Origin of the sequence: Rhizobacter sp., assembly GCA_019635355.1 — a bacterium.
Lineage (GTDB): Bacteria > Pseudomonadota > Gammaproteobacteria > Burkholderiales > Burkholderiaceae_C > Rhizobacter.
The window spans coordinates 2,529,324-2,542,798 of the sequence record JAHBZQ010000001.1 but is presented as its reverse complement, the minus strand read 5'-3'; the positions used below and the strand labels follow the sequence as shown (position 1 = coordinate 2,542,798).

The following is a 13,475-nucleotide window of genomic DNA, read 5'->3' as shown; positions in this document are numbered from 1 at the left end:
CAGACATGACCATCAAGACTGCGCTGCTCAACGGCGTCTACACCATCGAGATCGCCCGCCCCGACAAGAAGAACGCGCTCACGAGCGAGATGTACCTGGCGATGGCCAAGGGCCTCAACGATGCCAAGGCCGACGGCGCCGTGCGCAGCGTGCTCATCACCGGGCAGCCCGGCATCTTCACCTCCGGCAACGACATCGAAGACTTCGCCAAGCGCTCGGCCGCCGCCTCGGCCGTGTCGCCCGCGCGCGCCTTCATGGACGCGCTGATCGGCTGCGACAAGCCGGTGATCGCCGCCGTCACCGGCGCGGCCATCGGCATCGGCACCACGCTGCTGCTGCACTGCGACTTCGTCTACGTGTCGGACGAAGCCCGCCTCGTCATGCCCTTCGTGGCCCTGGGCCTGGTGCCCGAGTTCGCCTCCAGCCAGCTCATTCCGCAGCTGATGGGCCAGCGCAAGGCGGCTGAGAAGCTGATGCTGGGCGACCCCTTCACCGGCGCCGAAGCGGTGGAGTGCGGCATTGCCAACGCGGTGCTGCCGGCTAATGAAGTGGCCCCCCACGCGCGCCGCGTGGCCGAGCGCTTCAACGCGCTGCCGCCGGGCGCCATCCGCGCGACCAAGAAGCTGATGCGCGGGCGCCTGGCCGAGGGTCTGTTCCAGACCATCGACGCCGAGAACGCCGTCTTCGCGGCTCAGCTCCAGAGCCCCGAGGCGAAGGAAGCGTTCAGCGCCTTCTTCCAGAAACGAAAGCCGGATTTCAGTCAGTTTTCCTGATTCCGCACACTTGAGCGGTGCCGGCCCGGGCGGCCTGCGGGTATCGTCGCGCGCATGAATTCCGGGCTCTTCAAAGCCATCAAGTTCCTTCTCGTGCCGGTGCTGCTGTGGCAGGGCCGGCAGGTGCGCCGCAGTGCCTTGCGCCTGCCCGAAGCCGAGGGCCCGCGCGAGGGGGTTGCCGGCACCGGGCGCGTGAAGCTGCGCATCCTGATCGTGGGCGACTCGTCTGCGGCCGGTGTCGGCGCGAAGAACCAGATCCAGGCCCTGGCCGGCCGTTTGAGCGAGGCGCTGTCGCAGCGCTTGCACGGCGCGGTGGTCTGGCAGCTTATTGCCCGCAGCGGCGACTCCACCCGCAGCTCGCTCGCCGCGGTGCGCAAGCTCTCGCTCCACCCGGCGGACGTGATGGTGACGGCGCTCGGCCTCAACGACGTGATCGCGCAGGTGCCGGTGGCCACCTGGCTCGCCCAGCTCGACAAGCTCGACCGTGCCGCCGCCCGCCGTGCCGGCATCAAGCACACGGTGCACACCGGCATCCCGCCGGTCCACGCGTTCCCCATGCTGCCCAACCCGCTGCGCTGGGTGCTCGGCACCGATGCCCAGGCCTACAACCAGGCGCTCAGCGCGTGGTCGGATCGGTGGTCGGAGCGCTGGTGGCTGCCGGTGCCCATCGAGCCCGACATCCCGGCGCCTGGCAACGACTCCAGCGTCTTGATGGCCGAAGACGGCTTCCACCCCGGCCCGGCGGCGTATGCGATGTGGGCCGAGCAGCTCGCCGGCCTGATCGTCCACGAGATCGTGCCGCGCCTGCCGAAGACCGTGCCCACCCGGCGCAGCCGGCGTGGCGAGGCGCAAGACACGCAGCCCCTCGACCTCTGAGGGGCGCTGCCGCGCTCAGTCTTGGGGCGGCAGCGGCCGGGGCTTGCCCTGGTCGTCGATGGCCACGTAGGTGAGGCTGGCCTCGGTGACCTTCACGACTTCGAGCTTGGCCGGGTTGCGCTCGGCGTAGACCTCCACATGCACCGTGACCGAGGTGCGGCCGATGCGCTCGACGCGTGCGTACAGGCTCAAGAGGTCGCCCATCGAGACGGGCTGCTTGAAGATGAACTGGTTGACCGCCACGGTGGCGATGCGGCCCTTGGCGATGCGGTTCGGAAGCACCGAGCCGGCCAGGTCCACCTGGGCCATGATCCAGCCGCCGAAGATGTCGCCGTTGCCGTTCGCGTCGGACGGCATGGGCATCACGCGCATGACGAGGTCCATGTCGGTGGGCAGCGTCACGGGCAAGGTCGTGGGCAGGGTGTTGGTCGCAGAAGTCATGGGCTGCATTGTGGAACGCTTTGCGCTGGCACACTGAGGTGATGCGTCGAGAATCCGTGTCGTCTTCCATGCCTCCCGCGCCTGCTTCGAGCGGGCCGCGCTCCGACTGGGCCACCCTGCGCAAGCTGCTGCCTTACCTGTGGCACTACCGCTGGCGCGTGCTGCTCGCGCTGGGCTTCATGGTGGGGGCGAAGGTCGCCAACGTGAGCGTGCCGCTCCTGTTGAAGGAGCTGGTCGACAGCATGTCGCTCAAGCCGGGCGATGCGCGCGCCTTGCTTGTCGTGCCCGTCGGGCTTTTGATCGCGTATGGCGCGCTGCGCCTGTCGACCTCGCTCTTCACCGAGCTGCGCGAGCTGGTGTTCGCGAAAGCGACCGAGGGCACGGCGCGCAGCATTTCGCTGAGCGTCTTCCGCCACCTGCACTCGCTGAGCCTGCGTTTCCACCTCGAGCGCCAGACGGGCGGCATGACGCGCGACATCGAGCGCGGCACCCGCGCCGTGCACTCGCTGATCTCCTATTCGCTCTACAGCATCGTGCCCACGCTCATCGAAGTGGTGATGGTGCTCACGCTGCTAGGCGTGAAGTTCGACGCCTGGTTCGCGTGGATCACGATTGCGGCGCTGGTGGTCTACATCGCCTTCACCATCACGGTGACCAACTGGCGCACGCAGTTCCGCAAGCAGGTCAACGAGCTCGACTCCACCAGCCACACCCGCGCCATCGACTCGCTGCTCAACTACGAGACGGTCAAGTACTTCAACAACGAAGACTTCGAAGCGAAGCGCTACGACGAGAGCCTGGAGCGCCTGCGCCGCGCGCAGCTCAAGGCGCAGACCACGCTGTCGATCTTGAACACCGGCCAGCAGCTCATCATCGCCGTCGGCCTGGTGGCGATGCTCTACATGGCCACGAGCGGCGTGGTCGACGGCCGCATGACGCTCGGTGACCTGGTGATGGTCAACGCCTTCATGATCCAGCTCTACATCCCGCTCAACTTCCTGGGCGTGATCTACCGCGAAATCAAGCAGAGCCTGACCGACCTCGACAAGATGTTCACGCTGATGGAGCGCGAACGCGAGGTCGACGACGCGCCGGGCGCGCCGCCGCTGCAGGTGACAGAAGGTCACGTCAAGTTCAGCCACGTCAACTTCGCCTACGAGCCGGCGCGGCCCATCCTGCACGACGTGAGCTTCGAGATCCCGGCCGGCAAGACGGTGGCGGTGGTCGGCCCCTCGGGCTCGGGCAAGAGCACGCTCGCCCGGCTGCTGTACCGCTTCTACGACGTGAACTCGGGCTCGATCAGCATCGATGGCCAGGACATCCGCACGGTCCAACAGGGGAGCGTGCGCGAGGCCATCGGCATCGTGCCGCAAGACACGGTGCTCTTCAACGACACCGTGGCCTACAACATCGCCTACGGCCGCACCGGCGCCACGCGCGAGCAGATCGAAGCGGCGGCGAAGGCGGCGCGCATCCACGACTTCATCGTCTCCACGCCCAAGGGCTACGACACCGCGGTCGGCGAGCGTGGCCTGAAGCTCAGCGGCGGCGAGAAGCAGCGTGTGGCCATCGCCCGCACGCTGCTCAAGAACCCGCCGATCATGATCTTCGATGAAGCGACTTCGGCGCTCGACTCGGCCAACGAGCGTGCCATCCAGGCCGAACTGCAGGGCGTGGCGCGCAACAAGACGGCGCTGGTGATCGCGCACCGGCTGTCGACGGTGGTCGAGGCGCACCAGATCCTGGTGATGGAGCAGGGGCGCATCGTCGAGCGCGGCACGCATGCCGAGCTGCTGGCGCTGCAAGGCCGTTACGCAGCGATGTGGCAGCTGCAGCAGAACACGGCCGAAGCCGACGCCGAGACTGCCTGATCGTCTTCATCAGTTCTGGATGCGGATGGGAATCGGGTAGTACGCGCCCGATAGCAGCGCCGCATCGAAGCGGTAGGTCTCGTCGCCATAGCTCGGGTGGCTCTTGAGGCCGCTGGGCGTGGTGGCCTGCACGAAGAGCTCGTAGTCGCCGTTGGCAAAACGGCGCGAGTCGAACTCCAGCAGGTAGCGGCCTTGCGGTGCCGGCGCGTCGACGGCGGTGTCGAGTTGCAGGATGCGCTCGCCGGGCCCGCTGCCGGTGCCCACACGGCGGATGAAGACCTCGATCTGCTGCAGCCCGGCCGTGCCGCCGGTGCTCCACACCTCGGTGCTCACGGCGGGCACATGCATCAGCTGCGGCGCCCAGCCGGCCCAGCTGGCGTTTCCGGCTTCGATGTTCACCGGCACAAGGCCCTGCACCGCGATCGGCACGCGATTGGGGTTGGTGATGTGCTGGTCGCCCCCGACGTCGGTGCTGCCGATGCGCTGCAGTCGTGCCGGCGGGCCGAGCCGCGGCAACTGCGAGTGCAAGGGGAAGGGGTGGATCGCCGAGGGCGGCGTGTAGGCCGGTGCGCTGCCCGGTGGGTACAGCACTTCGACGTGCACGTTGAGCAGGCCGGCGTTCTGAGCGTTGAACTGGAAGGTGTTGGCGCCGACGACCAGCGGTGACGTGCCGCCGCGCACGAGCTCGCCGAGCTTGATGCGCGCGGTGTGCGGCGTGCCCCAGCCGCTGGCTTCGCTGTTGAGCGGCGAGCTGTTGTTGGCCGGCTGCGGCAGCGGGTAGCGGCTGCCGCCGTTGACGCGCACGGTGTCGCCCGTTGCGATGTTGAGGTACGAGTAGTCGCCCATCTGGTAGGTGTAGACCAGCCAGGCTTCGGCCGTGGCGCCCGCCACGGTGGGGCGCAGGTCGTCGGGGATGTTGATGGTGAAGGTGGCCGGCGCACCGCCTTGCGCCTTCTGGTAGTCGGTGCCGGCAATGCGCGTCACGTAGTTGTGCGTGGTGCGCGCATCGACCACCGGGCCGTCGAAGCCGAAGTTGTCCCAGTGCTGCAGGAAGTAGGGCACGCCGTCTTTCGCGGTGTTGTAGCCGAAGGCCACCCACAGCAGCTCGTAGTCGGCGGCGGGCAAGGTGTAGGCGCCGTAGCTGGCGTCGATGACGCTCTGGCCGTCGATGAACACCTGGACGCCGGTGGTGCCCACGCGCACGTCGAAGGCGCGGCGCACGTTGGGCACCGCCTGGCGGCCAAGCTCTTCCATGTTGACGCTCGCCACCTGGTGCGAGGCGCCGCGCAGGTCGACGATGCTCACGCTGAGTGTCTGCCCTTGGGCGCGCAGGCGCAGCACGCCGGCGGGCAGGCCGACCGCCCCTTCTTCATCGAAGAAGCTCGCATGGCCGGTGAGGTCGGCGGGGATCGGGTTCAGGTCGAGGTACCACACCGAGCGCGGCGAGAGCGGCGAGTCCATGTCGAAGACGATGCGCCGGCGCGCACCCGACTCGATGCGGATCTTCTTGCGGAAACGCTGCGAGGTCTGCGAGCGGTCACCGGTGTTGTCGACCCGCGTGCCGTGCAGCGTGTGGGCATGGAACTGGTCGTTGACGAAGAAGAGGTTGAAGCGCGGGTCGGTCGAGACCATGCTCGCGTTGTTCCACAGCGTCTCGTCGGCCGGGCCGAGCGGCAGGTTGAAGTCGTCGAAGTGGGTGAGGCTCGCGCGCAGGGCGTTGACGCGCGTGGCGTCGCCACCATTGAAGCTGAACTCGGTGGCCGGGCTGGTGATCCTGCCGCGCGCACTCAGGCGCTGCACGCGCACGGTGTAGGCGCGGCCGTTGTCGAGCGGCTGCAGCTGCACGCGCCGGTTGGCGGTGACGAGCCAGCGGGCGCCGGTGGGCAGGTCGAGCGCCTGCGGTGCCACGGTGTTGCCGGCGGCGAGTGCCGAGACGCGTGCGTTGGTGGCCGGGCTCAGGCACAGCGCGGCGTTGGCGCGCAAGGCGGCATCGGCGCGCTCGGCCGCGGTGGTGGTTTGCGGCCACCAGGTGACGAGGAAGCCGGCGTCGTCATCCGGCGAGCCGCTCATGTTCCAGAACTGGCCCCAGGGGCTGGCGGCGTTGTAGTCCATCTCGATGGTCGCCACTCGGTCGTCGCGCAGCACGCGCACGACGGGGGCATTGCCGGGCGGGCGCGGCGCCTCTTCGGCCGGGGGTGGCGCGGGGGCGGGCGAAGGCGCGGGCACCGGGGCTGGAGACGGCGGCGCCCCCGGAGCGGGTGCCGGGGCAGGCGCGGTGGCCGAGGGGCTGCCACCCTCGCCGCCGCCGCATGCGACGAGCGCGGTGGCGAGCATCAGGCCGAGGAGGGCGAGTCGAGGGTGAGCGTGGGGCATGGCGGGACCTGTTCCAACGAGGCCATGCAGCGTTGCACCCGCCCCTGTTGCACGCCAGCGGGTGGGGGGTATCTCTTGTGTGCGCTCGTTAGCGCCTCGAAGCCAGTTGTTGCGTTTCCCCTCGGCCGGGGGGTGAGGGCCCTGTGCTGAAATTGCGCGACGATGGAAACCAAGTGGCTTGAAGATTTCGTGAGCCTGGCCGAGACGCACAGCTTCTCGCGCTCGGCCCAGCTGCGGCACGTCACGCAGCCGGCGTTCTCGCGCCGCATCCAGGCGCTCGAAGCCTGGGCGGGCATCGACCTCGTCGACCGTTCGTCCTACCCCACGCGCCTCACGCCGGCCGGCGAGACCTTCCGCTCGCAGGCGCTCGAGATCCTCGGTGCGCTGCAGACCACCCGCAACATGATGCACAGCCACCAGGTGGCGGGGCAGGACATGATCGAGTTCGCCGTGCCGCACTCGCTGGCCGTCACCTTCTTCCCGCATTGGGTGATGGACCTGCGGCGCCGCTTCGGTGCGCTCAAGAGCCGGCTGATGGCGCTCAATGTGCACGACGCGGTCATGCTGCTCACCGAAGGCAGCTGCGACCTGCTCATCGCCTACCACCACCCGAGCCAGCCGCTGCAGCTCAACCCCGACCGCTACGAGATGCTCAGCATCGGCCAGGAGACGCTCGCGCCCTATGCGCGGGCCGACGCCAACGGCCAGCCGATGTTCCGCCTGCCGGCCAAGCCGGGCGAGAAGGTGCCCTTCCTGAGCTACGCCTCCGGGGCTTACCTCGGGCGGCTGGTCGAGCAGGTGATCAAGCTCTCGCCGGTGCCGCTGGTGCTCGACCCGATCTACGAGACCGACATGGCCGAGGGCCTGAAGGCGATGGCACTCGAGGGCCACGGCCTCGCCTTCCTGCCCAACAGCTCGGTCGAGAAGGAGACGCGCAACCACCGCCTGGTGCGCGCCTCGGCGCCAGGCGCATGCGAGTTGTCGATGGAGGTGCGCCTCTATCGCGAGCGGCCCGAGATGGCGCGTCATACCAAACCGCAGGCTCAAGCGTTGTGGGATTTCCTGCGTGAAGGTGGCGCGGCGCAGGGCTAAAGGCCGGCATTCAACTTGCGGGCTTCTACGTGGTTCCACGCAGGCGGCCGTCCCTAGAATGCTTTTTCCGGCTGACCCGCCGCCCCTACTTGATTCCTAACCCGAAGGAGTTCGCATGAAAAAGACCCTGCTCACCCTGGCCGCGGTGTTTGCCGTGGGTGTGGCCCACGCCGACACGCTCAAGAAGATCAAGGACAGCGGCTCGATCACGCTCGGCGTGCGCGAGTCTTCCGGCCTGTCTTACACGCTGGGCAACGGCAAGTACGTGGGCTTCCACACCGAGATGGCCGAGCGGGTGATCGCCGACCTGCAGAAGCAGCTGGGCCTTGCCAAGCTCGAGGTCAAGTACCAGCCGGTGACCTCGCAGAACCGCATCCCGCTCGTGCAGAACGGCACCGTCGACCTCGAATGCGGCTCCACCACCAACAACGCCGCGCGCCAGAAAGACGTGTCGTTCGCGATGACGACCTACGTCGAGGAAGTGCGCATCGCCGTGAAGGCGAACTCCGGCATCACGTCGATCAAGGACCTCGTCGGCAAGACGGTGGCCACCACCACCGGCACGACCTCGGTGCAGACGCTGCGCAAGCACGAGCGCGCCAACGGCGTCGACTTCAAGGAAGTCTTCGGCAAGGACCACGCCGACAGCTTCCTGCTGCTGGAAACCGGCCGCGCCGATGCCTTCGTGATGGACGGCTCCATCCTCGCGAAGAACATCTCCTCGTCGAAGAACCCGGCCGATTTCAAGATCGTCGGCGAAGTGCTGTCGGTCGAGCCGATCGCCTGCATGCTGCGCAAGGACGACGCGGCCTTCAAGAAGGCCGTCGACACGAGCATCCAGGGCATGGTCAAGAGCGGCGAGCTCGCCAAGCTGTACGACAAGTGGTTCATGCAGCCGATCCCGCCGTCGAACACCAAGATCGGCCTGGCCCTGTCGCAAGCGACCAAGGACGCCTGGGCCAACCCCAACGACAAGCCGATGGAAGACTACGCCAAGAAGTAAGGCGCATCGAGACAAGCCCTAGCGCCCGGTGGCGCAGGGCTTGCTTACATTCGGAGCGCGGCACGGGAATCCGGCCGCGCTTTTTCCTTGGGGCCCACGAGGCCGCCAGGGCCCGGCACATGACAAGAGGAGCGCGCCGTGGGGCAAACATGGGACTGGCAGGTCTTCCTGCGCGATGACGGAGGAGGACGGACCTACCTCGAGTGGATGATGTCTGCCTGGGGGTGGACGCTCTCGGTGGCCGTGCTGGCCCTGGTGGTGGCCCTGGTGGTGGGCTCGCTGGTCGGCATCCTGCGCACCGTGCCGCACAAGGGGCTCGCGTTCTTCGGCGAAGCATGGACGGAGCTCTTCCGCAACATCCCGCTCCTGGTCCAGATCTTTCTCTGGTACCACGTGATCCCGGGCATCTTCCTGAGCTTGCGCAGCGTGCCGAGCTTCGTCCTCGTGGTGTTCGCGCTGGGCTTCTTCACCTCGGCGCGCGTCTCCGAGCAGGTGAAGGCGGGCATCCAGGCGCTGCCCAAGGGCCAGCGCTATGCGGGCCTCGCGATGGGCCTCACGCTGCCGCAGACCTACCGCTACGTGCTGCTGCCGATGGCGTTTCGCATCGTCATCCCGCCGCTCACGAGCGAGAGCATGAACATCATCAAGAACTCGGCCGTGGCCTTTGCGGTGAGCGTGGCCGAGCTGACGATGTTCGCCATGCAGGCGCAGGAAGAGACCTCGCGCGGCGTCGAGGTCTACCTCGCGGTGACCGGCCTCTACTTCATCTCGGCCTTCGCCATCAACCGGATCGCCTTGTTCATCGAACACAAGGTGCAGATCCCCGGCACGCTGGGAGCCGGACGATGATTTCCACACTCGATTTCAAGTTCCTCAACTGGGACGTCATCTCCAGCTTCGTCGCCAAGGGCTTCATCTACTCGGTGCAGCTCACGCTGATCGCGATGATCGGCGGCATCATCCTTGGCACCTTGCTTGCGCTCATGCGGCTGTCGGGCAAGAAGTGGCTGGAGGTGCCGGCGGCGTTCTACGTGAACACGCTGCGCTCCATCCCGCTCGTGATGGTGATCCTGTGGTTCTTCCTGCTGATCCCCATGCTGATCGGCCGGCCGATGGGGGCGGAGCTGTCGGCCATCATCACCTTCACGGTGTTCGAGGCGGCCTATTACTCCGAGATCATGCGCGCGGGCATCCAGAGTGTGCCGCGCGGGCAGGTGTATGCGGGCTACGCGGTGGGCATGAACTACCGCCAGACCATGCAACTCATCGTGCTGCCGCAGGCTTTCCGCAACATGCTGCCGGTGCTGCTCACGCAGACCATCATCCTGTTCCAGGACACCTCGCTCGTGTACGCGATCGGCGCCTACGACCTGCTCAAGGGCTTCGAGGTCGCAGGCAAGAACTTCAACCGGCCGGTGGAGACCTACCTCGTCGCCGCCGTCGTCTACTTCGTGATCTGCTTCAGTCTCTCGATGCTCGTGCGTCGACTGCAGAAGAAGATCCAAATCATCCGCTGACCGAGGTCGCCATGATCGACATCAAGAACGTTTCCAAGTGGTATGGCTCCTTCCAGGTGCTGACCGACTGCACCACCAGCATCCAGAAGGGCGAGGTCGTCGTGGTCTGCGGCCCGTCGGGCTCGGGCAAGTCGACGCTCATCAAGACGGTGAACGCACTCGAGCCCTTCCAGAAGGGCGACATCGTGGTCGACGGCGTCTCCATCGCCGACCCGAAGACCAACCTGCCCAAGCTGCGCTCGCGCGTGGGCATGGTGTTCCAGCACTTCGAGCTGTTCCCGCACCTGAGCGTGACGCAGAACCTCACGCTCGCGCAGATCAAGGTGCTGGGCCGCAGCGCCGACGAAGCGAAGACGCGCGGGCTCAAGATGCTCGACCGCGTGGGCCTGATGGCGCACAAAGACAAATTCCCCGGCCAGCTCTCCGGTGGCCAGCAGCAGCGGGTGGCGATCGCGCGGGCCTTGAGCATGGACCCGATCGTGATGCTCTTCGACGAGCCCACCTCCGCACTCGACCCCGAGATGGTGGGCGAGGTGCTCGACGTGATGGTGCAGCTGGCCCACGAAGGCATGACCATGATGTGCGTGACGCACGAGATGGGCTTCGCCAAGAAGGTGAGCCACCGCGTGATCTTCATGGACGCCGGCAAGATCGTCGAAGACTGCCCGAAGGATGATTTCTTCGGCAAACCCGAAGCCCGCTCGCCGCGCGCGAAGGACTTCCTCTCGAAGATCCTCCAGCACTGAGCGCGCAACGCCCGCCCCAAAGAAGAAGCCCCGGCATGCCGGGGCTTCTTCGTTTCAGCGCCGACTTGCGTCGGGCGCCGGTGCATCACGAGCAGCGTGCGGTGCGGAAGTCCGAGAAGCCGAGGGCATTCGGGTTCGAGCAGGCGAACGAGGTGTAGCGGGTGTCGCCGTCGACGAAGCGCTTCATCCAGGCCACGCCCTTCAGGCCGACGGTCGCGTTGGCGTTGTTGAAGCAGAAGTGGTCACCCAGGGTCTTCTCCAGGTACTGCTTCGGGTTGCGGCTCATGCTGTTGTAGAAGGGGATGGCGTGCGTGGCGACCGGGGCCACGATGTCGCTCTGGCAACCGAAGATCAGCGTCGGCACGGTCACCGACGAGAAGTTCGTCGAGGTGTTCCACGGGGCTTGCGGCGCGGCGGCCTTGATCGAGGAACGGTTCTTCGCCGAGATCAGCGAGCCGCCGCCACCCATCGACCAGCCCATCACGCCGGTGCGGCTGCCGTCGACCTTGCCGTAGATCGGGCTGCTGCTGGTGTTGCCGAGCGCAACCACCTGGTCGAGCGCGGCCAGCTGCTGGCGCGAGCGGCTGTCAGGCTGGTCGCCGGTGGTGTAGGTGTCGATGGTGATGACCACGAAACCGTGCGAAGCCAGGCGAGGGCCCCACCAGTTGATGCTGTTCTGGTACGAGAGGAAGCCCGGCACGATGGCGATCGCACCGACCTTGGCGCCTGCGTTGGTCGGGTAGTACACGGTGCCCGCGCCGTAGCCGCTCGGGCGGCTCACGGTGAACTGGCTCGTGCTGAACGGGCCACGGCTGGCTTCGAGCGACGACTTGGTCGGGTTCGGGCCGATCTGCACGGCCGAGGCACTGGCGGTGATCAGACCGGCGCCGACCAGCAAGGCCGCCTTGAGGAACTGCTGAATCTTCATTTCGTCTCCAGAGGTTTTTCGGGGTGATGCCGGCGGACACAAGCTCTGGGTCAACATGGCCTGCTCGCTGGCGGGTCAATTATTGAACCGACGTGCAATCAAGACCGTTCTCGCTTTCCTGATACGACTCGACTCAAGCTTGGTGGGCTGTTTTGTGTTAGGCGTCGGTTCCGGGGTGAATTTCGAGATAGTCCTTTTGTTTCAACGTGTTGCGTCGGTTTTCCTGGGGTTTGCCCGAGCCTTCGGGTCTGCGCTAGCGGTGCGAGCAGGGTGCTGTGCTTTACTCGCGGCCAGCGTTCTCAGCTCTAAAAATCACCATGCGTGCAATATTGCTTCTCGCCGGAGCCGCCCTGGTGGGCGCGGCCTGCTGGTGGGGCGCCTCCGTTCCGGTGGACTCCGCCTCCGCCGAAGCAGGCGGCGGGCCGGCACCGGCCGGTGCCGCTGCCGGGCGCATGACGCCCGGCGCGGTGGGCAACGGGCCGTCGGCCCAGGTCAGCCTGTCCGACGCGAGTGGTCTGACGCTCGACGCCGCGCGCCTCTTCGAGCTGGGGTTTGGCGGCGGGCTGCTGCTCGACCGCGACACGCGCGCCTCGATCGAGGCCCTCATCAACACCATGCCCCTGGAGCCGTCGGCGCAGGACATGGACCGCCTGCAACGCGCGCTGCGCGCCGGCCTGCCCTACGAGGAAGCCGAGAAGGCCTACAAGCTCATCTCCAACTACCGCTCCTACAGCCGCGACGTGCAGCGGGAGATGCTGCCGATGGGCATCCCGAAAAACCAGGACGAGGCGCGCCAGCTCTACGACCGCATGGACGCGATGAAGCGCCGCTACTTCGATGAGGCGACCGCCAACGCACTCTTCGGCGCCGACGAGCGCTACGCCCGCCTCACGATGGAGGCCGGCTTCATCCACCAAGACGCCACCCTCAGCGCCGAGCAGAAGGTGCAGGCGATCGAAGCATTGCGCGCCAAGCTGCCGCCCGAGCGGCGCGAGCTGATCCCGCCTTACGTGGCGCCGGAGCCGGTGGAACCGTCGGCGTCCTTGCCGGCGTCGTAGCGGCTGCGCCTCACGACGCGCATGAACTTCGCGTTGCGGCTGTTCGACGGGCTGAGCCCGTACCAGCGCAGGAAGGTGCGCGAGAACTGCGGCGAGTCGCCGAAGCCGGCCGCGTGTGCCACCTCGGTCAACGAGCGGCCGGTGGGCAGCAGGTCGAGCACGCTGCGCTGCTTGAGCCAGGTCTGGTAGTCGCGCAGCGAGATGCCGACCGCGGCCGAGAACTGCCGCGACATCATCTGCTGCGAGCGCCCGCAGCGCTTGGCCAGCGTTTCCAGGCTGATGCCGGGGTCGGCCTCGAGTTCGCGGATGCAGGTGAGCGCCATCGTGTCGGGCGGCGCGGTGGGCGGCAGCTGGCGCATCGCCTCCTGCGTGGCGGCGTCGAACACCGCCTCGGCCACCGAGAGGCCGGCGCTGCCGTCGACGAGCGCGCTCAGGCTTGCGTCGAGCGGCGCGAAGGCATGCCGGTCGAGCGGCAGCACCTGCGCGCGCTGCAAGGTGCCGAAGACGTGGAAGGACTCGTGCGAGGGCATCACGTTGAAGCTCAAGAGCGCCGCCTCTTGCGCATCGAGGCGGCGCTCCACGCGCGGGGCCACGATGGCGGCGCTGGTGGTCACGCTGTGGCCGTTCTTCAGCGTGAGCGTGAAGGGCTTGTAGTCGGCGCTCAGCAGCAGCACGGCCGGTGGGCGCACCGTCATGCCGCTTGCGAAGTGGCGGGTGGCGTAGATGAAGCCATCGTGGCCGAGCAGGTAGCTCAGCGCGGGGGGCGGCGCCGTCGTGTTCCTTGGCGTTGCGCTCAT

The 13,475-nt window shown here is 67.2% G+C and carries 13 protein-coding genes; 9 read left to right on the top strand and 4 right to left on the bottom strand.

Annotated features, from left to right (window positions below; genetic code table 11):
- Positions 1-5 precede the first annotated feature (5 nt).
- On the top strand, positions 6-773 hold the full coding sequence (locus tag KF892_11420; protein MBX3625615.1) for an enoyl-CoA hydratase: 768 nt from the start codon (positions 6-8) through the stop codon (positions 771-773).
- 54 nt (positions 774-827) lie between these two features.
- Positions 828-1,649 carry an SGNH/GDSL hydrolase family protein gene (locus KF892_11415; protein MBX3625614.1) on the top strand — a complete coding sequence of 274 codons (822 nt, stop codon included), beginning with the start codon at positions 828-830 and terminating at the stop codon, positions 1,647-1,649.
- 15 nt (positions 1,650-1,664) lie between these two features.
- On the opposite strand, the gene KF892_11410 is transcribed toward KF892_11415, so the two are convergent.
- Positions 1,665-2,033: an acyl-CoA thioesterase gene (locus KF892_11410; protein ID MBX3625613.1), complete on the bottom strand. Its 369-nt coding sequence runs from the start codon at positions 2,031-2,033 to the stop codon at positions 1,665-1,667.
- A gap of 98 nt (positions 2,034-2,131) precedes the next feature.
- Here KF892_11410 and KF892_11405 point away from each other — a divergent pair, with 98 nt between their 5' ends.
- A complete protein-coding gene (locus KF892_11405; GenBank protein MBX3625612.1) occupies positions 2,132-3,961 on the top strand; it encodes an ABC transporter ATP-binding protein/permease in 1,830 nt (609 codons plus the stop codon).
- A gap of 9 nt (positions 3,962-3,970) precedes the next feature.
- Here the strand turns inward: KF892_11405 and KF892_11400 are convergent, their stop codons facing one another.
- A complete protein-coding gene (locus KF892_11400) occupies positions 3,971-6,334 on the bottom strand; it encodes a hypothetical protein (GenBank protein ID MBX3625611.1) in 2,364 nt (787 codons plus the stop codon).
- Positions 6,335-6,496: 162 nt separating this feature from the next.
- Between KF892_11400 and KF892_11395 the strand changes: the two genes are divergently transcribed.
- The 5 genes from KF892_11395 (at position 6,497) to KF892_11375 (ending at position 10,692) form a co-directional block, all read left to right on the top strand.
- On the top strand, positions 6,497-7,426 hold the full coding sequence (locus KF892_11395) for a LysR family transcriptional regulator (GenBank protein ID MBX3625610.1): 930 nt from the start codon (positions 6,497-6,499) through the stop codon (positions 7,424-7,426).
- Positions 7,427-7,541: 115 nt separating this feature from the next.
- Positions 7,542-8,429: an amino acid ABC transporter substrate-binding protein gene (locus KF892_11390; GenBank protein MBX3625609.1), complete on the top strand. Its 888-nt coding sequence runs from the start codon at positions 7,542-7,544 to the stop codon at positions 8,427-8,429.
- A 207-nt stretch (positions 8,430-8,636) separates the two neighbouring features.
- Complete coding sequence (locus KF892_11385) at positions 8,637-9,278, top strand: amino acid ABC transporter permease (GenBank protein MBX3625608.1); 642 nt, start codon at positions 8,637-8,639, stop codon at positions 9,276-9,278.
- The gene (locus KF892_11380) at positions 9,275-9,946 is read left to right on the top strand and encodes an amino acid ABC transporter permease (protein ID MBX3625607.1); all 672 of its coding nucleotides are present in this window, start codon (positions 9,275-9,277) and stop codon (positions 9,944-9,946) included. The genes KF892_11385 and KF892_11380 overlap by 4 nt, the downstream gene beginning before the upstream one ends.
- Before the next feature lie 11 nt (positions 9,947-9,957).
- Entirely contained in the window at positions 9,958-10,692 is a 735-nt protein-coding gene (locus KF892_11375) for an amino acid ABC transporter ATP-binding protein (protein ID MBX3625606.1), read from the top strand.
- An 85-nt stretch (positions 10,693-10,777) separates the two neighbouring features.
- Here the strand turns inward: KF892_11375 and KF892_11370 are convergent, their stop codons facing one another.
- Entirely contained in the window at positions 10,778-11,620 is an 843-nt protein-coding gene (locus KF892_11370) for a dienelactone hydrolase family protein (GenBank protein MBX3625605.1), read from the bottom strand.
- A gap of 317 nt (positions 11,621-11,937) precedes the next feature.
- Here KF892_11370 and KF892_11365 point away from each other — a divergent pair, with 317 nt between their 5' ends.
- A complete protein-coding gene (locus tag KF892_11365) occupies positions 11,938-12,678 on the top strand; it encodes a hypothetical protein (protein MBX3625604.1) in 741 nt (246 codons plus the stop codon).
- Here KF892_11365 and KF892_11360 read toward each other — a convergent pair.
- Entirely contained in the window at positions 12,627-13,475 is an 849-nt protein-coding gene (locus tag KF892_11360; protein ID MBX3625603.1) for a helix-turn-helix transcriptional regulator, read from the bottom strand. The genes KF892_11365 and KF892_11360 overlap by 52 nt on opposite strands.